This window comes from Shewanella corallii (genome assembly GCF_023349125.1).
Lineage (GTDB): Bacteria > Pseudomonadota > Gammaproteobacteria > Enterobacterales > Shewanellaceae > Shewanella > Shewanella corallii.
Genome location: NZ_JAKIKT010000003.1, coordinates 417,139 through 437,905, shown reverse-complemented (window position 1 = coordinate 437,905; position 20,767 = coordinate 417,139). Strand labels below are relative to the sequence as shown.

Here is a 20,767-nt window from a genome sequence, read left to right as displayed (position 1 = left end):
GACAAGGCCTGCCGTAAGCGGCGGGCCACCCCTCGTGATTGGTCCCCAGGGCCAGTTGGAACTGACAAAGTAGTATATGGATAGATCATCATGAATTTGCATGAGTATCAGGCAAAAGCCCTGTTTGCCGAATATGGATTACCTGTGTCAGAAGGTTTCGCCTGTGATACCCCTCAAGAAGCGGTAGAAGCAGCGGGCCGGATTGGCGGAAATATGTGGGTTGTTAAGTGTCAGGTTCATGCCGGTGGCCGTGGTAAGGCTGGTGGTGTGAAAGTGACTGGCGACAAGGAAGAGATCAGAGCATTTGCCGAGCATTGGCTGGGCAAGAACCTGGTGACATACCAGACAGATGAGAATGGTCAGCCTGTTGCCAAGATCCTGGTAGAAAGCTGCACGGACATTGCCAATGAGCTGTACCTGGGTGCGGTCGTTGACCGTGGTACTCGCCGCGTTGTATTTATGGCTTCCACCGAAGGCGGTGTAGAGATTGAAAAGGTGGCTGAAGAGACACCTGAGCTGATCCACAAAGCCGTTATTGATCCACTGGTCGGCCCTCAGCCATACCAGGCTCGTGACCTTGGCTTCAAACTGGGCCTGAACCCAGTTCAAATGAAGCAGTTCACCAAAATCTTCATGGGTCTGGCGAACATGTTTAACGCCTATGACTTTGCACTGCTGGAGATTAACCCTCTGGTGATTACCGACGAAGGTAACCTGCACTGTCTGGACGGCAAAATTGGTGTTGATGGTAACGCTCTGTTCCGTCAGCCTAAAATCAAAGAAATGCACGACCCTTCTCAGGATGACCCACGCGAAGCCCATGCTGCCAAGTTCGAACTGAACTATGTTGCGCTGGACGGTAACGTTGGTTGTATGGTGAACGGTGCGGGTCTGGCCATGGGTACCATGGACATTGTTAACCTGCATGGCGGCAAGCCAGCCAACTTCCTTGACGTTGGTGGTGGTGCAACTAAAGAGCGTGTTGCTGAAGCGTTTAAGATCATTCTGTCTGATGACAATGTGAAGGCGGTTTTGGTTAACATCTTCGGTGGTATCGTGCGTTGTGACATGATTGCTGAAGGCATTATCGGTGCAGTGAAAGAAGTTGGTGTGAACGTTCCAGTTGTTGTTCGTCTGGAAGGTACTAACGCTGAGCTGGGTCGTGAAGTATTGGCTAATTCAGGTCTTGATATCATTGCGGCAACCAGTCTGACTGACGCGGCCGAGCAAGTTGTAAAAGCTGCGGAGGGCAAATAATGTCTGTATTAATCAACAAAGATACCAAAGTCATCTGTCAGGGTTTCACCGGCGGACAGGGTACTTTCCATTCTGAGCAGGCGATTGCTTACGGTACTCAAATGGTTGGTGGCGTTTCTCCGGGTAAAGGTGGTCAGACTCATCTGGACCTGCCTGTATTCAACACAGTAAAAGAAGCTGTTGCAGCGACTGGTGCAACTGCCACTGTTATCTATGTGCCTGCACCTTTCTGTAAAGATGCCATCTTCGAAGCTATCGACGGTGGTATTGAGCTGATCGTATGTATCACCGAAGGTATTCCAACGCTGGATATGCTGGACGTGAAGGTTAAGCTGGAAGAAACCGGCGTACGCATGATTGGCCCTAACTGCCCGGGTGTTATCACGCCAGGCGAATGTAAGATTGGTATTATGCCAGGTCACATTCACAAGCCAGGTAAAGTGGGCATTGTTTCCCGCTCAGGCACTCTGACCTATGAAGCGGTTAAGCAGACCACTGACGAAGGTTTCGGTCAGTCTACCTGTGTCGGTATTGGTGGTGATCCAATTCCAGGTACCAACTTTATCGATGTACTGGAAATGTTCCAGAACGACCCACTGACTGAAGCTATCGTAATGATTGGTGAAATCGGTGGTACTGCTGAAGAAGAAGCAGCCGAGTACATCAAGGCTAACGTAACCAAGCCAGTGGTATCTTATATCGCGGGTGTTACTGCGCCAGCCGGTAAGCGTATGGGCCACGCCGGTGCCATCATTGCTGGTGGTAAAGGTACTGCAGACGAGAAGTTTGCTGCGCTGGAAGCTGCCGGTGTAACCACTGTTCGCTCTTTGGCTGACATTGGTCGCGCACTGCGTGAAAAGACTGGTTGGTAATCCAACCGGAGTAGAGAAAGGCGCTCTGTGATGAGCGCCTTTTTTGTGGGATTTTTAGGCCTATGTCGATAGTCGAGATAATTCTTCCCTTACTGCTGGTGGCTGCCTGCGGATATGGCGCGTCCCGCAGTCGCTGGTTTTCTGCTGAGATGGTCAAAGGTGTCAGTGTACTGGCCTTTTATATCTGTATTCCTGCGCTGTTATTTTCTGCCATGCTCAAGGTGCCACTTGAGTCCAGCCTCAATCCCGCTGTGTTGATGGCGTTTTATCTGCCTGTGGTCAGCGTGTTTCTGCTGACTCTTGCGGTCGCTGCGCTGATTGGCACAAGGGGCGTTAAACACAGTGCAGTGCTGGGGTTGGGGGGCAGTTATTCCAACACACTGCTCGTAGGTTTGCCCGTGATTATCGCCGCATACGGCGAGGCGCAAATGGCCAATGTCTTCCTGATTATCCCGTTTCACAGCGCAGTGCTGTTTGGGCTGACTTTTGTGATCAGTGGCTTTGGCAAGCCGCTGGAGCTGATTAAAAGCCTGGTGTTTAACCCTGTAGTGTCCAGCATAGGGTTGGGCTTACTTGGCAATGTGTTGGGACTGAGCTTACCCGTCACTCTGGATGCCGCCCTCGAGATGCTCGCCAAGCCAGCCATTCCCTGTGCCCTGTTTGTGCTCGGCGCCAATCTGAATCAATATCGATTGTCCGGTGCCATGACTTCTGTTGTGTCGCTGTCTTTGGTTAAGTTGCTGCTGTTGCCCGCTATGGTCTATTGGCTTGGCAGTAGCCTTGAACTGAGTTCGCTTGAGCGGGCAGTTACCGTGCTGTTGGCCGCCAGTCCATTGGGAGTGAATGCTTATTTGATAGCGGTCCAGGTCAAACAGCATGAGAAAGAGATCGCCGGTGCTGTGGTACTGTCAAGCACGCTGGCCGTTGTGAGCGTCAGTTTTTGGTTGTGGTTGCTGAGCTGAGATTGCAGCTGTGGGGTTGTCTCTTTATAGTGGAGCCAGACAGGGACTATAACAAACAGGTAACACCATGGATTTTATTGAAGTTTACCCCAACGCGCTGCCGGATGAATTTTGTGACCGCTTGATTGAGACCTTTGACAAGCATCAGGGGGTGACGCCAGGACATACGGGGCACGGCGTCGATCCGGAAAAGAAACTCAGTATGGATCTGATGTTGGATGCGCACCGTGAGCTGGATGGTGTTCGAAACGAGCTGCTGCAATATACCCTTGCCACATCAGTAGATTATTTCAATAAATATCCGCTGGCCATGATGGGAGCTGTGGCGGTTCAGGTCGCGGATGAAGCTGGAAAGCCAGTGACCCTCACGCCGGATAACTTTGAACAGTTGGGACGACCCAGAACTGAAGCGCTAATCCGTTACCTGTATCGCAGTGGCACCATTAATATTCAGAAGTATGAGCAGGCAAAGGGCGGTTACCCTCACTGGCATTCAGAGCAGTTTCCCCAGGCAGGCCACAACGAAGCCCTGCACAGAGTGGTGCTCTATATGTTCTATCTCAATGATGTGGAAGAGGGCGGCGAGACCGAGTTTTTTTATCAGGGCCGTAAAGTACGTCCCACCAAAGGCACCATGGTGATTGCCCCTGCGGCATTTACCCACTCCCACAGAGGTAACAAGCCCTTGAGCGGTGACAAGTATATTGCCACCTCCTGGATTATGTTTAACCGGGCTGAGCAGTTATATGGTCAGCCAGGCAAGTAGTGGGGTTATACCGGTAGTCTGACTCTGAACTGGGCACCTTCCAGTACCGAATTTTCGATGGTCAGAGTGCCCTGGTAGCTGGAGACAATCTCATCACACACCGCCAACCCAATGCCCTGGCCCGGTGAGCGACTGTCAGCCCTGACACCTCGCTGCAGTACCTTATCTCTCAGGCTCTCTTCAATGCCGGGGCCATCATCTTCGACCACGAGTTCAAACTGACCATCACGGCTGACTGCGCTGACTCTGACTTCACTGATACAAAGACGATAGGCGTTTTCCATCAAGTTGCCCAGCAGCTCCATCAAATCCTCCTGTCCACCGGGAAACATCACATCCTCGCTCACACAGCTGGTCAGCTTTACCTGCTTCTCACGGTAGACCTTGTCCAGCATCATGGTGATTTGAGACAGCATAGGCGTCAGGAGAACCGACTCCTGCTTGAGACCTTTGCGGCCCATGGTGGCCCGCTTTAACTGATACTTCACCAACTGATCCATCTGGCCAATTTGCGCCATAATCCTGTCATTGGCTTCCTCACGGGAGAGGCTTTTATCATCGGTAATCGCATGCACAGCTGCCAACCGTGTTTTAAGGCTGTGGGCCAGATCATTCATGGAATGTTCAACCCGTTGCTGCTGATCGCTTGATTGCCTGAGCAGCTGGTTCAGGGCTGCACTGACCCCCTCCAGCTCGGTAGGGTAGTCCGCTGACAGTTCGCTGGATTTGCCCTGGTTAATGGCCAGTAGTTCATTGCGCATGGTGACCAGAGGTCGAAGCCCCCAATAGCCAGCGCTGGCCAGCAGGATAAAAGCAGCCCCCATAACCAGCGCCAGTCGCCAATAGGTGCGTTCACTGAACTCCCGATTCTCCTGCTGGATCTTGGCGGCGTCTTTCATCACCAGCAGACTGTATTTCTTACCACCCAGCTCGACAGCCAATAGATAGGCGTAGTAGCCCTTGCCACCGGCCGGTTCGATAAAGTAGGGGGGAGAGTCACCCCGTATTTCGTCAAACTTCTCGCAGGCATCAAAAAGCTTTAATTCTGTGGCTTTGGCTGACGTCCAAAGTTGAGAAAAGTCAGGCCCACAGGCTGCCATAACATAGCGTTTTGGTAACCGGTTTCGCTCCAGCCAATCCACATTGGGGGGGAGTTGTTTGCTCTCTCTCAGTTCTGCCGCCACTGAGGGGATCTCGGCAATCAGCTCGGCTGTCTCTTCGTTATAGGCATTCTGCTCATGGAGCACATTAATAAGGACAGCCAGGCCAAGGCCAACCAAAGCGATGATGGTTAAAGAGGTGAAGAACATACGCGCCATCAGGCGCTTTTTCATTTTCAATGGCATAGTGGCTGTCGCTTCAATGGCAGGAGTTTACTCAACGGCTTGAGTGAATCGGTAGCCCTGTCCACGTATGGTGACGATAGGGCATTCAATGTCATCCCGGGTCAGCTTTTTACGCAGGCGGCTTATCATCACTTCAATGGTGTTGGGATCACCTTCTTTGTCGCCATACAGGACATCCAGCAGACGCTGCTTGGCCACCACTTCGCCATGGTGGCGCATCAGGTATTCCAGGATCTGATACTCAAAGGCGGTGACTTCCAGTTCATCTTCTTGCCAGAACACCTGTTTGGCTGCCAGATCCAACTTTATCGCGCCACTGATAATAACCGGGCGAACAAAACCGGAGCTTCTGCGCACCAGGGCATCGAGTCTGGCGACCAGCTCCTCTTTCTGGAAAGGCTTAACCAGATAATCGTCGGCACCCGCGTTAAGGGCGGTCACCTTATCCTGCCAGTTAACCCTGGCGGTCAATACCAGCACAGGCGCTTTAACTCCCTGAGCCCGCATCTGTTGAATAAGCTGCACGCCATCGCCGTCAGGCAGGCCAAGATCGACAATAGCGACATCTATGGGGTAATCGGATGCCTGATACAGGCCTTCTGTGGCTGTTGGCGCAACCTGAACCTGATTGCCCAATTCACTGAGCTGCACCTTCAGATGATGAGACAAAATAGGATCGTCTTCTACTACCAGGATTCTCATTGTCATACTCCACGCCTTCTAGTTAGCCGTCATCTTACATCTTGAACAAGACGCTGTAAAAACAAGTTGTTAGCTTAATGTACAAGGGCTGAACCCGGGCTGAATCGAGAATAAACAGCCAAGTTGAGAAAAAATTGCTTGAGTTTGATGGCGTGGTGGTTAAAGTTGCGTAAAAAATTATACGGTCAACATGTGATGAAACTGTTTAAACGCTGTCTTTTTATAGCTTTGATTGCCTTTGCTTCAATCGCCCGGGGAGAGGTGTTTACCTTTACTGCCATTCCGGATGAGGACGAAACACAGCTGAAACTGCGTTTTGAAAAGGTGGCACGTTATCTGGAAAAGGAACTCGGGGTTGAGGTTAAGTATCTCCCGGTGAAATCCTACTCTGCAGCTGTCACTGCGTTTCGTAATAATCAGGTGCAACTTGCCTGGTTCGGGGGATTGTCCGGCGTGCAGGCCAGACGTTTGGTGCCGGGTTCCGACGCGATTGCTCAGGGTTTCGAAGATCAGTTCTTTAAAAGCTACTTTATCGCCCACAAAAGTGCAGGACTTACGCCAACCACGGGTTTCCCCGGTATGAGTGGGCTAACTTTCACTTTTGGCTCCAAAGATTCAACTTCAGGTCGCCTGATGCCGCAGTTTTATATCGAGCGTAATCTGGGTAAAAGGCCGAAAGAGATATTCAGTCGTATCGGTTTTTCCGGTGATCACAGCCGCACTATCGCTTTGGTGCAGTCTGGTGTTTATCAGGTTGGGGCCGTGAACTATAAGGTATGGGAAACCGCAGTAGCCAAAGGCAAAGTCGATACCAGCAAGGTGGAGATTGTATGGGAAACCCCTTCCTACCCGGATTATCAGTGGACAGTCAGGGCCGGCGTTAATGATGTTTATGGTGACGGTTTTAAAACCAGACTGACTCAAACCCTGTTGGATATGAATGATCCTGAGCTGTTGGCCAGTTTCCCGCGCAAATCATTTGTCCCCGCAGTTAATCAGGACTACCTGCCCATCGAAGAGCTGGCCCAGAGCATAGGCCTGCTGGATTAATGCTTGAGCTGGTTGATCTTAAGCTGAGTTATGGTGATACGCCTGTAGTGACAGGCGTTAACCTTAAGCTCAGACAGGGAGAGAGGCTGGCTATCCTTGGACCTTCCGGTGGCGGTAAAACCACATTGCTGCACCACATTTATCAAAGTCTGCCCAAAAGCAGCACCGCACAGTGTGTTCAATCCAAAGCGCTGGTAGATAATCTGAGTGTGTTTCATAACATCTATATGGGCGCACTGGACCGCCATCTATGGCTTTACAACCTGCTTAATCTGGTTTGGCCACTCCCCAAACAAGGTTCCGCAATCAACCTGCTGTGTCAGGAATTGGAGCTGGACCTTCCGCTCCATAAACCCGTCACCCAGCTTTCCGGCGGCCAGCGTCAGCGTGTCGCCATCGGCAGAGCCCTTTATCAAAAGGCGCCGGTTCTGCTGGCCGATGAACCTTTTTCAGCTCTTGACGGTGAGATGAGTCGGCGCCTGTTGGCTACGCTCAAAGCGTCATTTTCAACACAAATCGTGGTGATGCATGATGCCAACCTGGCCCGTGAGGCGTTTGACCGGGTAGTGGGGATAGCTCAGGGAAGGGTTGTGTTTGATCTGCCGGCCGCTGAGGTGAACGAGTCTGTGCTGGCCAGGCTGTATAAACAGGAAAACAGCTCAGAGCGTCTTAATGGCTGAGACCGTCAAACCCGCCGGATGGCGCCCCGGCTTTTGGCAAAAGCAGGCAATGTGGCTCTATCTGATTGGCATGCTTGCCTGGTGGCTGGCGGATATTGCCGTGCTTGCCATCGATCCCTGGCACGAACTGAAGTTGATGGCGGCGGGGTTGTTGACACCCGAGCTTGGCAAAATGGAGTATCTGCTGACGGCGATTTGGCAGACAGTGGCTTTTGCGCTGCTGGGTGTGGCCCTTTCCCTGTTTATCGGTTTACCTCTGGCGCTGGTTTACCATCACCCTTTGGTTGCGGCTGTGTGTGCTTTTGTTCGCGCCATACATGAGCTCTTCTGGGCGCTGTTGTTGATGCAGGTTTTTGGCTTATCTCCATTAACCGGAATTTTGGCGATAACCCTGCCTTTTGCCGCGACCTTTGCCCGGGTTTTTCATGACATGTTAAGGCTGACCTCCTCATCACTGGAGCAGTCTATCCCTGGTGACAGACTTAGCCGCTACGTTTATGGCCGGATGGCCAATGTGTGGCCGCAAATGGAAAGTTATATCCGGTACCGGTTTGAGTGTGCTCTCAGAAGCAGCGCCGTGCTGGGATTTATTGGCCTGCCTACGCTGGGCTTCTATCTTGAGTCTGCTTATTCCCAGGGGCACTATCATCTTGGTGGCGCCTTATTGCTGATGTTTATTCTGCTGATTGGTACCTTGAAATACTGGTGCCGCCGCATGCTTGTTCCGCTGATGCTGTTACTGGCGTTGATCTGGTTGCCCCAGGCCCCGCAACTGGACAGTCTGACATTACTTGCCGGTTTTATCTCAGATCTGGTGCCTTCGGCGGTAGTGAATGCCAGCGGGGGAGATGGGGTGTTGAGTGCGCTGCAAACCTGGCTGTTGCCCTTGTTTACTGAACAGATTTGGCCCGGGTTAATGGCAACTCTATTGCTGGCATTGGCGGCTTTGGTGTTGACCCATTTGCTCACTTTGCTGTGGTTGCCTTTAGCCTGTCGCCGTTTTTGGCGACTTTGGTTTGTTGGTCGCGGAATGTCTCTGGTGCTGAGATCGACGCCTGAATACCTGTTGGCATTTATTTTCGTGCTGCTGTTTGGGCCGTCAATGCTGCCCGGAATTTTGGCGCTGGCCCTGCACAATGCAGCCCTGTTGGTATTTCTTTCATCCCGTCAGGCCGATACCTTGCCAGCAGAGGTGACTCAGAAGAAGGCAATGGATGACTGGCATTTCAGAGTGCTGCCAGCGATTTATCCCAATACCATGGCACTATTGTTTTATCGCTTTGAAGTGATACTCAGGGAGAGCGCCATCCTTGGCATTATTGGTGTCGCAACACTGGGCTTTTATGTCGACAGCGCGTTTTCAGAACTCAGGTATGGAAATGCCCTGATACTCTTACTGGCTGTGGCGGCCCTGAATATTGTGGTGGATGCTGTCGGCAGGGCGTTCCTTACCCGAACCGACAAGTCTTTACACTGCTGACAGAAAGAACTTTACCTGGCTGTTACTTTTCGTCCGCTTTGTCCAGAGCGTCCTGTATCGCCTGTTTTTCCTCATCGGTCAGTTTGCTGTTTTCCAGCATTCTGACAATGTGATTGGACATGGAAGGCGTTTCAATCTCTTTTATAATCATTACTTTGCCATCATCATCTTGATTCATTTCTATAATGAAGCCATCGTCGACCCCGGCAGTAACAAATTCCACGTGCTGCTCAATTTTACCTGCCATTTCACGGGCTTTTTCTTCCAGCTCTTTGGCCCTGAGCTCCATCTCTTCGGTTCTGGCTTCCATCTCTTCAGTCAGCACATCCATGTCGCGTAGCTTGTCGGCATGTTCACGGTGAAATTCATCCGTGAGGAAAATCATCTCTTTGTGGAGCTCGGGGTCAAAATCGAAGTTAAACATTAAATTGCCGTCGCTGGCTCTTTGGAGCATATCAATGATTTTATTGCGCTTATCTTCAGGCAGTGCCGCCAGACGATTTTCAAGCAGGTCCCTGTCTTTCAGCTCCTCTTCGGTAAACTTCTCGTCCACCTCAATTCCGTCATGACTAACCTTCACCCTGGTAGTCCCACCGCTTTGCTCATCAGCCAGCGACTGAATATGCAGGGTGCGAACATCGACGGCTGTAGCAGATCCCATGCTTAATGCGGTTGCGACAGTCAGGCCCATGGCCATAGCTAAATTTTTCATTGTGGTTTCCTTATCATCGAGTTGTAGGTCAACCAGGGTAGAGCCAGAAGCGTGCCAACAATCTAAATGCTTGAAATGTAATGGTTTGGTTGGTTGTACCTGGTGGTGTTCCACAATGCCTTACTGAAATCAGCAGTCGGGATTCCCCATATGCGGAAATTCCCTTGACAGATCTGCCGCTTAGCGTTGAAGGTTAATGAAATGTTGCCTGTGATTGGGGCTAACTCCTTGTTATTTGGTTTGATGGCGGTAATTGATTTGTGGCCTGAAAATTGAATTGGTCAATGCAGGAGTCCAAGTGTGGAATTGAGGGAAATCAATGTCGATCAGGAGATACCTGTTTTTACTGCTCAGTGCAGTGATTGTTCTGTTGAGCATCAGCCAGCTGTTCCTGGCCTGGTTTTTTAAGGGGCAGCTGGAGCAGGAGGTACAGGCTGACTCCAGAGCATTATCGCGGGAACTGGTGAGTGTGGTGTTTGACTCCACAGTTGAGTTCGGTCCGCCACCGGCTCCCGAACTGGAGTGGATAGCACGAGAGGAGAACCGTGCTTTGGTGATGGAGCTGGAAAAGCTGGGGGAGCAATATGGTGAGCTCAGTGAAGTGTTCACCATAGTTCAGGGCGCGGGAGGCGATCAGTATTCAATTAATCTTGATTCAGCAGATGCCAGTACCAAGGCGTTGGCTGAGCAAAAAGCGGCGATCGCCCAGGCTCAAAAGGAGATAGAGGAAGCGCTGCTGCAGGCAAGGTCCTCTCAGGTGGACACGCTCAGGAAGAAAGAGCGGGAGCTGGAGGAGTTACAACAGCTTTGGGCGGAAGAGGTACAAAGGGCTACAGCCGAGCGTTACCGCGAAAAAGCCGATGAAGTGCTGGCGCGCCTGGAGGAGGTCAATATGAGCAAAGGCCGGGTTGAGTTTATTGCTTCACCCGGGGTGGTGCATCAGGTCGATTTGACCAGCCGCCATACTGATGATCTGCTCAGTCGTTATGTTGAGTGGATGTTGGTACTGATCTCAGTCACAGGTGTTGGCGCTATCTTGCTTGCCTCATGGGTGATCACCTGGGTCAGTCGGCCGCTGACGGAGTTGGCTGATGGTCATAAACAATTGGGGGATGGCAATCTGGGGGTTCAGATCCGTGAGCAGGGTGTCAGAGAGCTCAAACGTATGTTGGCAGGGTTCAACAATATGAGTCGCAAACTGGCTGAGTTGAGCCAGAAAGAGCAACTGATGGCAGGGCAGCAGCATCTCGCTGAGCTTGGGCAAATCACCCGGGGGATCGCTCACAGCCTGCGGAATCCATTGCAGACCCTGGGAATGCTGTCTGACTCGGTTGAGCAATGTGACACTCAGCAGGACAAAGCCAGGCTAATGGAGAAGATGCGCAAAAAAATCGAGATGATGGATAAGCAGATCCAATCCCTGTTGACGCTCTCTGCCAATGGGTTGTCTCGCACCGATGCCTTACCTGTACAGGCGATAGTGCAGGATATCTTGCTGGAGCTGTCGGTGACCGGGCAAAAAGTCTCATCAGAACTTGAACTGGAGACCGGGTTGACTCTGACCGGTGCCGAGTCAGAACTTCGCAGTATTCTCCACGCCGTGATAGTCAACGCCTGTGAGGCGAGCCCTGAGGATAACACCCGGATAAAAGTGGAGGGCATGCGGACAAGCACCGGGTTGGAACTTAGGGTAACGGACTGGGGCAAGGGCCTGACAGCCGAACAGAAACAACACCTGGGAGAGCCGCACTTTACCACCAAGGCTGAAGGCACAGGTATGGGGCTATATATCGCACTGCGTTTGCTGGAAACCCACTATGGCGGAGAGATAGAGTTCGCAGATAACCCGGAAGGCGGCACAGTGGCAATTATCAAGTTCAGGGAGGAAAGTCAGTGAGTAAAACGTCGGTGAAATCCCCGCAACAGGAACGGATGCCCCACATTTTGGTGGTGGAGGACGAACAGGAACAGCGGGAGTTGATTTGCGCCATGCTTTCCGGTGAAGGCTATCAGGTGTCGGACTGTGGCAGTGTGGAAGAGGCGATTTTGGCTATCAAGCAATCGAAGCCGGATCTGATTTTTTCAGATTGGAAGCTGGGACAGTTATCAGGTATGGATCTGCTCAATTATGTGCGGCGGGAGCAGGGAGATATTGGGTTTATTATTGCAACGGCCTACGGCACCATCAGTCATGCTGTTGAGGCAATAAGGGCCGGTGCTGATGACTATCTGGCCAAGCCTTACCAAAGACAGGCGCTGCTGTTGGCGATAGACAAGGTGGCTAAAACTCAGGAGCTGAGGCGGCAGAACAAAGCTTTGTCCAGTGCTTTGAGTGAACAAAGGGAGTTGGTGGGGCTGGTGGGTAAGGCGCCCTGCATGCAGAAGGTCTATGAAAGAATTAAGCGGGTCAGCGCCACTGATGTGACCGTGCTGATTGGCGGCGAGAGCGGTACAGGTAAAGAGCTGGCAGCCAGAGCCCTGCATCAGTTGTCAGACAGACATGAGCAACCTTTTATTGCCATTAACTGTGGGGCAATTCCCGAGTCTTTGGCTGAGGCTGAACTTTTTGGTGCTGAGAAAGGGGCCTTTACCGGCGCCACCAGTTTAAAAATCGGCAAGCTCGAAGCCGCCAATGGCGGTACGCTGTTTTTGGATGAGGTCGCTGAATTACCTCAGCTGCAACAGACCAAGTTGCTCAGGTTTTTGCAGGAAGGCGTGATTAGCCGACTGGGTCAGCATGGTGAAATGTCTGTTGATGTCAGGGTGATTGCGGCGACTCACAAGGACCTGCAGCTTGAAGTGGCGGAAGGCAGATTCAGAGAGGATCTTTACTACAGACTGAATGTTGTTCCCTTGAGAATGCCGGCCTTAAGAGAGCGTCGGGAGGATATCGGCAGGCTGATTGAGTATTTCCTTAAGCTACACTCCAGAGCCTATTCCCTTGAGGTTCCGGTTCTGGACAAGCCAGTAATGAAACAGCTGTTGGATTTTCACTGGCCAGGCAATGTCAGGGAGCTGTCAAATCGCATCGAACGTTTTGTATTGCTGGGAGATGAGCAGGAACTGCTTCACGAACTTAAATTGTCGGCGCAATCGACGCTGGCAGTATCGGGTCAATTGCAGTTACCGGATGCAGGGGTGAATTGGGACGAATTTGAAAAGCAATGCTTACAGCAGGCAATGCAAAGGTGTGATTCCAACCGAACCCAGGCTGCCAAATGGCTGGGTATGAGTTATAAGGCGTTCCTGTATCGACTGGAGAAGCATGCTTTGGTGTAGTTGACGGCTTCACCGTTCTAGCTTGTCACCATAAAAAATGCCCCGGAATCACTCGGGGCATTTTGCTGATATCCATTTATGCAAACAGCTTACGACGACGGCCTATGCCTTCAACCCAGTAAGCGGCTGCCAGAGTGTAAAGGGCGACACCTGTCATAATGGCTGCCAGTCGCATCCAGGGGGCATCGACTGCCAAACGCATCTGCACATAATCGAAGCCACTGATCCCCCATACTCCAATAGCCGAAATGACCAGAGCCAGTTGTAAAAACCTCAGTGCCATTGAGTGCTTGAACAACATAAGCAATGGCAGCGCGGCCGCAGCTGCGCACAGCAGGGTGTCACCATATCGCAGGAAGTGGGCTCCAATCAGCCAGAATGCCAAAACCGTCAAAATGACTCGCCACCACATAAATCTGTCTCCTTTGTTATATGGCGGCAGATTAACAAAGCTTAAAGCAGCATTTAGTTTGCAAGTTCACATTTCTGTAAATCAGTAATAAAGAAGATTGGCGAGTATGCTGATGGCGACAACCACAAAGAGGATACCCGACAGGTTGTTGAGCCAGCAGGCTTTGCGTTTAAGCCAGGTATGCAGGCCGCCACTGGTAAGCCCAAACGCCAGCAATCCAAACCAGGCAAACGACAGGCCGAACATGATAATGCAGATAATCAGCTTATCGCCCCAACCGGCATCGACGCTGACCAGTGAGGAGAACAGGGTCAGGAAGAACACCAGTGCCTTGGGGTTAAGCATATTGGTATAAAAGCCCTGCATAAAGCCGCTGCCACCCGATATCTCGGCGGCGGGAGCCGGGTCGTCTGTGGTTGCTGCAGACGGTGTCATCCCGGCCCTGATCATACTGATCCCCATCCAGCCCAGATAAAGGGAGCCTGCGACTTTGACCAAAGTAAACAGGGCTGGACTGCTCTGGATCAACAAACTGATACCACTGAGGCTGAGCAGGGTATGCACCAGGATTGCAGCACTGATCCCGGCTGCAGCCGCCACTGCGGTAGCCCTTGGCCCTGTGGCTTTGGTCAGCATTAGCGCGAAGTCTGGTCCTGGGCTCATCAGGGCGAGCAGGTGGATACCCGCAAGTGTAATAAATAACTGAGTTTCCATAGTCTCTTTTTATTGTTGGAAGATGGGAGTTAGCTGGCCAGCGTCTGCCGATAGGCAGAGGGCGACAGAGTATAAGCCTGCTTAAAGGCTTTATTAAGGTGGGCTTCGTCAAAAAAGCCCAGTGAGCAGGCCAGATCGCACAACCTATGTCCGTTGTGCAGTGCCTTCTTGGCATACTCAAGTCGGATACGCTGCAGATAGGCGAATGGCGGCATACCTGTGGCCTGTTTAAACTGTCTCAGCAATTGGTATTTCCCCAGTCCAACAAGATCCGCCAGGGTTTGCAGGCTGTAATCGTCGCCGGGCGCATGATGGAAAAGCTCGTGTATCCTGCCCAGCGCGTCAGAACAGAGCCGGTACTCTTTTGGCTGAGTGCAACGCTCGCCGTGCTGTTGCATCAGGGTGTCGACAAATCCCAGCAGTGCCGATTCACCATCCAGCGTGGCAGTCCCGGGCTGACTCAGTTGCTGGTGCAACTGAACGAAATCCTTGAATACCTGCACATCCTGCAACAGGCCCGAGCCGAAGAACCATTCACTGTGTCCATGATTATTTGCCAGCTCTTCAACCAGGGTTACAGGCACAGATAAGACCCGGGTGACATAGTCCGACGCATCAGCACTTTGACCTGTGTGCACCATATCCGGATTCATGGTGGCCAGTGAGCCCGGGGTCAGCAGCAACTGTTCGCCCTTGTGCGCAAAGCGCTGGGCACCCCGGGTGACCACTCCTATGTGGAAATCCAGGTGCACATGAGGCGCAAAGCTGAAGTGTTTAAACTTCCCCAGACTAAGTTCAACATCCGGCAGTTGCGGCAGATGTCTGTATTCCATGCTCTCCTGTATCGCCAAGCTGTTTTCCTTATAATCTGAACCTGGGTCAAATGTTACTGTGATTCATTATTCTGCGACCAGTAAATGGTTGCACCGTGCTGAATTATCACATTAACAAATTAATCGCCTTTGAATTGAGCAAAACGTAACAGCATGCCGGTAATGCTCGATAAAGACTTATGTTTCATCGGCTTTTATCCCATAATAGCCTCAGCGAATATTAGCGGAAACCACTTTGGAGCTTTGCCCGTGAAAGGACATATTCTCAGTGAAATGAAGGTACAGCCGACAATAGACCCTCAGCTGGAGGTGCAACGTCGGGTGAGTTTTATCAAGAGTAAATTACAGCAGGCAAACTGTAAGTCACTGGTGCTGGGGATCAGCGGCGGTGTTGACTCTTCGGTAACGGGTAAACTGTGCCAATTGGCCGTGGATGAACTCAACAGTGAGCAGCAAACCACAGAGTACCAGTTTATTGCGGTACGTCTGCCTTATGACGTGCAGAAAGATGAAGATGAAGCCCAGCTGGCCTGTCGCTTTATCCAACCCAGCCGTCAGGTGACCGTGAACGTTCATGCCGGAGTGGATGGCATTCACTTTGAAACTCTGAATGCGCTGGCAGATGCCGGAGTTGATCTGGCGGCCAACGCCAATGTCGACTTCGTCAAAGGCAATGTTAAGGCCCGTATGCGTATGGTTGCCCAGTATGAGATTGGTGGATTGGTCGGTGGCCTGGTAGTGGGAACCGACCACAGTGCTGAAAACATTACCGGTTTTTACACCAAGTGGGGTGATGGAGCCTGTGATTTGGCACCCCTGTTTGGTCTCAACAAGCGTCAGGTCAGACAGCTGGCTTCACACCTGGGCGCGCCGGAAGTTCTGGTGCATAAAGCGCCGACGGCAGATCTCGAAGATGATAAGCCTCAACTGGAAGATGAAGTGGCATTGGGGCTGACCTATGACCAGATTGATGATTTCCTGGAAGGTAAAGATGTGGCGCCTGAAGTTGAAAAGCGTCTGGTGAGCATCTATCTGGCTACCCAGCATAAGCGTCAGGCAATACCGACCATTTATGACTGAGCGTTTGTATCGCAATAAGAAAAGGCTGCCAATGGCAGCCTTTTCATTTCTAATCCCAAATCAGTCTTGATAAGTCTGATTTTGAATTGGAATTAACCCAGCAGCTCGTTATCACGAACGTACTGTTCAAACTCAGTGCAGCCGCCTACGTGGGCTTTGTCTACGAAGATCTGAGGAACAGTTTCAACCGGCTTACCGACGGTTTTTTCCAGATCTGCCTTGCTGATGCCTTCAGCATGAATGTCCACATACTTGAATTTGAAATCGTCGCGCTTTTCCGCAAGTTGTTCTGATAGTTGTACGGCGCGAACACAATATGGACAGCCAGGACGGCCAAAAATTACTACGTGCATAATTGCTCCTTTACGTTGGCATGGCCGATGTTATACCACACACTTTCTAAGAAACATACTCACGATTATCAGTCTGATATCGGCCTTGATAGTCGAAGAATTGCTGCACCATATCCCAGCCCTTTTTTCCCTTCTTAAGCAAGATGAGCTCCGGATGCCGGAAGTGGTCTGCGATGGCCAATATATCCTCAGCTTTGTTGATTTTTGGCAACTTTAATCCGGGCGTTTTGCTGTGGGTATGGATAAACAGGGCATACAAAGCCCGAATTTGCGCCTGGGTGTCCATACGGAAACGCTGAACATAGTCGTTGCCTTCAATATCCAGATAGCTGACTTTCAGCATGCCTTTGTCCACCGTCAGCAGCATATCCTGACAGCGGAACAGGTGATGGTGTTGCTGCTTGAGCACTTGCTTTAGCCGGGTGTCAGGGTCGACCAGAGTCGAACTGCAACTTTGGCAGACTCTGGCGGCAATATCATTTTCAGCGCCACAATCTGGACACAGACGGGCACGAAAGCGAAAGCTGCACTGCTGGTTATGTTCATCAAGGCCCTGACAGCGGCGGCCAAAGTGCTCAATAATGTCGCCATCTTCATCGGTCAGGCCCCAGAAAATATTGGCAAAGTCACAGACTGGACAATGCACCTGTACCGGTACTGACTTTGAGTTGGGCTTGGGGTGGCCCACTTCAGGGTAGTAGAGGTCAAAGCCGTTGGCTGCATAGTCAATCACCAGACATTCGGTCTTACCTTCAGCCAGACGCAGGCCGCGCCCCACCATTTGCTGATACAGGCTGACAGACTCAGTCGGCCTTAATATGGCAATGAAATCCACATGGGGAGCGTCAAAGCCCGTGGTCAGTACCGCCACGTTCACCAGAAATTTAATCTGCTGAGCCTTGAACCCGGCAATTAAACTGTCCCGCTCATCTCCCGGCGTATCGGCAGTGATAAGGGCACATGATTCTTCATCCAGCAGACCCATAATCTCTTTGGCGTGTCTGACTGTGGCAGCAAAGATAATGACGCCCTGACGGGTTTCGGCGAGGTGACGTATCTGTTTGACAATCGATTTGGTGGCCCGGCCGGATTGGGACAGCAGGGAGTCAATCTGAGCTTCAGTGATGTGGCCGGACGCGTCGCGGCTGAGAAGGTCAAAGTCATACTGCGCCGCCAAACCATCATAAAGCCTTGGCTCAGTCAGGTAACCTCTGCGGATAAGCGGCCTCAACGGCAGCTCAAAAATACATTTATCAAACACAGGCTTTTCAGTGTTACCCACCTTGCCATGGTAGTGAGTTCTGAATATCCAACCTGTCCCCAGCCGGTAGGGCGTCGCTGTCAGCCCCAGCACTTTGATTCCGGGGTTGATGCTCTTCAAGTGTGACAGCAGTTGCTGATACTGACTCGCGGTCTCATTACTGACCCTGTGGCACTCATCGATGACCACCAGTGAGAAAGGCTTGTCGAATTTTTCTGGTGCTCTGGCCGCCGATTGGATACTGGCTACCAGGGTTTTGTCATCAGTGGCTTTCTGTCCAAGCCCGGCAGAGTAAATACCTGCTTGTTCAGTGAGCAGCCCAACCTTTTCCGCGTTTTGGGCAACCAGCTCTTTGACATGGGTCAGCACCAATACCCGCCCCCTTGCAACCCGCGCAAGTTCAGCAATAACCAGACTCTTTCCTGCTCCTGTAGGCAGCACAAGTACGGCAGATTCGCTGGATTGGCGAAAGTGGCTGACCGCGGCATCGACTGCCTGCTGTTGATAATCTCTAAGCTGTATTTTGGTCACTGTGGTTTGAATGACGGGGAAATCTATTGCGGGGAGTGTACCAGAAAGCATATAAGAAAACGGCCCCGGACAGGGTGGGGTTGAACCCGGGAGGACTGCATCCCTGTCCTAAGGCCAAAACATTGAAACATAAGAGACTTGTAGTTCTAACTCTTAGGAGGCCGGTCAACGTGGCAGGTATAACCCGGCTTCCACATTCCACTCTACCGGGTTAATGGTCCGGTCCAATGGTCCATTGGTTGGATTTAGCCAGATTCAGTCCAGAGGTTGAGAGTCGTCAGTCATTCGCAACTTTATTTGGGGATTCAGTCAGAAAAAAGGGGATAACACTTGTCGGTGTTATCCCCTCGGCTGGGAAGCAGGTTACAGTTAGCTGCGGTTCAGACGGCTTTCAATCAGCACATCGATAACCGCAGGATCTGCCAGGGTAGAGGCATCACCCAGATTGGTGATCTCGTTGGCAGCAATCTTACGCAGGAAGCGGCGCATAATCTTGCCGGAACGTGTCTTGGGCAGGCCTCCGGCGAACTGGATAAGATCCGGCGTTGCCAGTGCGCCAATCTCTTTACGAACCCACTGACGCAGTTCCTGACGAAGTTCTTCAGACTGCTGGGCATCTTTGGTCAGAGTGACGTAAGCATAGATACCCTGACCCTTGATGTCATGGGGATAGCCCACCACAGCGGCTTCAGCAACCAGATCATGGGCAACCAGTGCACTCTCTACTTCTGCTGTGCCGAGTCTGTGGCCAGACACATTGATGACGTCATCCACACGCCCAGTAATCCAATAGTAGCCATCCTCGTCACGGCGGGCACCGTCACCGGTAAAGTACATGCCACGGAAGGTTTTAAAGTAGGTCAGCACAAAGCGTTCATGGTCGCCATATACGCTGCGCATCTGTCCGGGCCAGGAGTCCAGCATCACCAGATTACCTTCGGTGGCACCTTCCAGAATATTGCCCATGTTGTCCACCAGAGCCGGCTGAACACCAAAGAATGGACGGGTGGCAGAGCCGGGTTTGGTATCTGTCGCGCCCGGCAGTGGGGTAATCAGAATGCCGCCGGTTTCGGTTTGCCACCAGGTATCGACAATCGGGCAGTTTTCATGACCGATCACCTCATGGTACCAACGCCATGCTTCAGGGTTGATTGGTTCACCCACAGAACCCATCACACGCAGGGAGCTGCCATCAAAACCTTCAAACTGCTCTTTACCTTCTGCCATCAGGGCGCGGATAAGAGTCGGAGCGGTATAAAGGATGTTGACTTTATGGCGGTCGATCATCTCGCCCAGGCGGGCAGGGCTTGGATAGTTTGGAACACCTTCATGTACCAGAATGGTGGCACCATTGGCCAGAGGGCCATAAACCATATAGGAGTGACCGGTAATCCAACCTACATCGGCAGTACACCAGTAAATTTCATCTTCTTTGTAGTCGAACACATACTCATGGGTCATGGAGGCGTACACCATATAACCGCCGGTTGTGTGCAACACACCTTTAGGGTTGCCGGTAGAACCTGAGGTATACAGCAGGAAGAGTGGATCTTCCGCGTTCATCTCTTCGGCCACGCAGTGCTCGGAGGCAGTGGCAGCAACATCGTGCCACCAAACATCACGGTTATCTTCCCACTTGATATCACCACCGGTGCGCTTGAGTACGATAACCCGCTCAACCGTGGTTACATTGGGGTTATTCAGGGCCTGATCTATGTTGTCCTTAAGTGGAATGATACGTCCGCCGCGAACACCTTCATCGGCAGTAATTACCACCTTGGATTTACCATCGATAATGCGCGATGCAATGGAGTCGGGGGAGAAACCACCAAACACCACTGAGTGGACGGCTCCGATACGGGCACAGGCCAGCATGGCGACGGCGGCTTCAGGCACCATAGGCATATACAGTGTGACTACATCACCGCGGCGCACGCCCTGGCTCTTCAGGGCATTGGCAAACTGACACACTTCTTTGTGCAGCTCAGCGTAGGTGAGGGTACGCTGCTCACTGGCATCATCACCTTCCCAGATAATGGCAGGCTTGTCGCCGCGGATTTCCAGGTGGCGGTCGAGACAGTTGGCTGAGGCATTGAGAGTGCCGTCGTAGAACCACTTGATATACAGATTGTGGTCATCAAAAGAGGTGTCTTTAACCTTGGTGAAAGGCGTCATCCAGTCGATGCACTGTGCATGTTCACGCCAGAAACCCTCGGGATTAACGATGGACTCCTGATACATGCGCTTGTACTTTTCATTATTGATATGGGCATCGGCAGCGATGGAATCCGATACTTTATAGAGAGACTGCGTGCTCATGGGTGGCTTCCCTTTCTTTGAAAATAATTACAATGCGTTGCATGAGTATGCGTGGGAAAAGCCACTTGCCTCCATTAGACCTTGGTATATGTCATAAATTGCTTTATGGATTAATGGGTTGCACAAGTTATCTAGGCTGGATCATATTGCCGAAATAA

The 20,767-nt window shown here is 51.6% G+C and carries 19 protein-coding genes; 10 read left to right on the top strand and 9 right to left on the bottom strand.

Features of this window, described 5'->3' with window-relative positions; all coding sequences use genetic code 11:
* Nucleotides 1-90 precede the first annotated feature (90 nt).
* The 4 genes from sucC to L2725_RS11090 all read left to right on the top strand — a co-directional run bounded on the left by sucC (nt 91) and on the right by L2725_RS11090 (nt 3,857).
* On the top strand, nt 91-1,257 hold the full coding sequence (gene sucC / locus L2725_RS11105) for an ADP-forming succinate--CoA ligase subunit beta (protein WP_249249023.1): 1,167 nt from the start codon (nt 91-93) through the stop codon (nt 1,255-1,257).
* Nucleotides 1,257-2,129 carry a succinate--CoA ligase subunit alpha gene (gene sucD, locus L2725_RS11100; protein WP_115138536.1) on the top strand — a complete coding sequence of 291 codons (873 nt, stop codon included), beginning with the start codon at nt 1,257-1,259 and terminating at the stop codon, nt 2,127-2,129. The genes sucC and sucD overlap by 1 nt, the downstream gene beginning before the upstream one ends.
* 62 nt (nt 2,130-2,191) lie before the next feature.
* Entirely contained in the window at nt 2,192-3,091 is a 900-nt protein-coding gene (locus L2725_RS11095) for an AEC family transporter (RefSeq protein ID WP_249249022.1), read from the top strand.
* Between the two features lie 67 nt (nt 3,092-3,158).
* A complete protein-coding gene (locus L2725_RS11090) occupies nt 3,159-3,857 on the top strand; it encodes a 2OG-Fe(II) oxygenase (protein WP_249249021.1) in 699 nt (232 codons plus the stop codon).
* Between the two features lie 5 nt (nt 3,858-3,862).
* On the opposite strand, the gene L2725_RS11085 is transcribed toward L2725_RS11090, so the two are convergent.
* Both L2725_RS11085 and L2725_RS11080 read right to left on the bottom strand, forming a co-directional pair.
* Complete coding sequence (locus tag L2725_RS11085) at nt 3,863-5,203, bottom strand: ATP-binding protein (RefSeq protein WP_249249020.1); 1,341 nt, start codon at nt 5,201-5,203, stop codon at nt 3,863-3,865.
* A 27-nt stretch (nt 5,204-5,230) separates the two neighbouring features.
* Nucleotides 5,231-5,905 (bottom strand): response regulator, encoded by a 675-nt coding sequence (locus L2725_RS11080; protein WP_249249079.1) that lies wholly within the window; start codon nt 5,903-5,905, stop codon nt 5,231-5,233.
* 195 nt (nt 5,906-6,100) lie between these two features.
* Between L2725_RS11080 and L2725_RS11075 the strand changes: the two genes are divergently transcribed.
* Genes L2725_RS11075 through L2725_RS11065 form a run of 3 tightly spaced genes read left to right on the top strand, consistent with a single transcriptional unit; the run spans nt 6,101 to nt 9,115 of the window.
* Complete coding sequence (locus L2725_RS11075; protein WP_249249019.1) at nt 6,101-6,955, top strand: putative selenate ABC transporter substrate-binding protein; 855 nt, start codon at nt 6,101-6,103, stop codon at nt 6,953-6,955.
* Nucleotides 6,955-7,635: an ATP-binding cassette domain-containing protein gene (locus tag L2725_RS11070; protein WP_249249018.1), complete on the top strand. Its 681-nt coding sequence runs from the start codon at nt 6,955-6,957 to the stop codon at nt 7,633-7,635. Before L2725_RS11075 ends, L2725_RS11070 begins: the two co-directional genes overlap by 1 nt.
* Nucleotides 7,628-9,115 (top strand): ABC transporter permease subunit, encoded by a 1,488-nt coding sequence (locus L2725_RS11065; RefSeq protein WP_249249017.1) that lies wholly within the window; start codon nt 7,628-7,630, stop codon nt 9,113-9,115. The genes L2725_RS11070 and L2725_RS11065 overlap by 8 nt, the downstream gene beginning before the upstream one ends.
* 22 nt (nt 9,116-9,137) lie before the next feature.
* Here the strand turns inward: L2725_RS11065 and L2725_RS11060 are convergent, their stop codons facing one another.
* On the bottom strand, nt 9,138-9,827 hold the full coding sequence (locus L2725_RS11060) for a hypothetical protein (protein ID WP_249249016.1): 690 nt from the start codon (nt 9,825-9,827) through the stop codon (nt 9,138-9,140).
* Nucleotides 9,828-10,146: 319 nt separating this feature from the next.
* Between L2725_RS11060 and L2725_RS11055 the strand changes: the two genes are divergently transcribed.
* Nucleotides 10,147-11,724 (top strand): sensor histidine kinase, encoded by a 1,578-nt coding sequence (locus L2725_RS11055; RefSeq protein WP_249249015.1) that lies wholly within the window; start codon nt 10,147-10,149, stop codon nt 11,722-11,724.
* Between the two features lie 35 nt (nt 11,725-11,759).
* Nucleotides 11,760-13,106, top strand: a complete 1,347-nt coding sequence (locus L2725_RS11050) for a sigma-54-dependent transcriptional regulator (RefSeq protein ID WP_249249013.1) — start codon at nt 11,760-11,762, stop codon at nt 13,104-13,106.
* Nucleotides 13,107-13,182: 76 nt separating this feature from the next.
* On the opposite strand, the gene L2725_RS11045 is transcribed toward L2725_RS11050, so the two are convergent.
* The 3 genes from L2725_RS11045 to L2725_RS11035 form a co-directional block, all read right to left on the bottom strand.
* The gene (locus L2725_RS11045) at nt 13,183-13,518 is read right to left on the bottom strand and encodes a hypothetical protein (protein WP_248935741.1); all 336 of its coding nucleotides are present in this window, start codon (nt 13,516-13,518) and stop codon (nt 13,183-13,185) included.
* An 81-nt stretch (nt 13,519-13,599) separates the two neighbouring features.
* Nucleotides 13,600-14,232, bottom strand: coding sequence for a LysE family translocator (locus tag L2725_RS11040; protein WP_249249012.1), 633 nt, complete (start codon nt 14,230-14,232; stop codon nt 13,600-13,602).
* A 29-nt stretch (nt 14,233-14,261) separates the two neighbouring features.
* Nucleotides 14,262-15,065: an AraC family transcriptional regulator gene (locus L2725_RS11035; RefSeq protein WP_249249011.1), complete on the bottom strand. Its 804-nt coding sequence runs from the start codon at nt 15,063-15,065 to the stop codon at nt 14,262-14,264.
* Between the two features lie 249 nt (nt 15,066-15,314).
* Between L2725_RS11035 and nadE the strand changes: the two genes are divergently transcribed.
* Nucleotides 15,315-16,145, top strand: a complete 831-nt coding sequence (nadE, locus tag L2725_RS11030) for an NAD(+) synthase (protein WP_115138523.1) — start codon at nt 15,315-15,317, stop codon at nt 16,143-16,145.
* 92 nt (nt 16,146-16,237) lie between these two features.
* Here the strand turns inward: nadE and L2725_RS11025 are convergent, their stop codons facing one another.
* The 3 genes from L2725_RS11025 to acs all read right to left on the bottom strand — a co-directional run bounded on the left by L2725_RS11025 (nt 16,238) and on the right by acs (nt 20,609).
* The gene (locus L2725_RS11025; RefSeq protein WP_115138522.1) at nt 16,238-16,498 is read right to left on the bottom strand and encodes a GrxA family glutaredoxin; all 261 of its coding nucleotides are present in this window, start codon (nt 16,496-16,498) and stop codon (nt 16,238-16,240) included.
* 46 nt (nt 16,499-16,544) lie between these two features.
* Complete coding sequence (gene radD, locus L2725_RS11020) at nt 16,545-18,341, bottom strand: DNA repair helicase RadD (protein WP_249249010.1); 1,797 nt, start codon at nt 18,339-18,341, stop codon at nt 16,545-16,547.
* Nucleotides 18,342-18,659: 318 nt separating this feature from the next.
* A complete protein-coding gene (acs, locus tag L2725_RS11015) occupies nt 18,660-20,609 on the bottom strand; it encodes an acetate--CoA ligase (RefSeq protein WP_249249009.1) in 1,950 nt (649 codons plus the stop codon).
* Between the last annotated feature and the right edge of the window lie 158 nt (nt 20,610-20,767).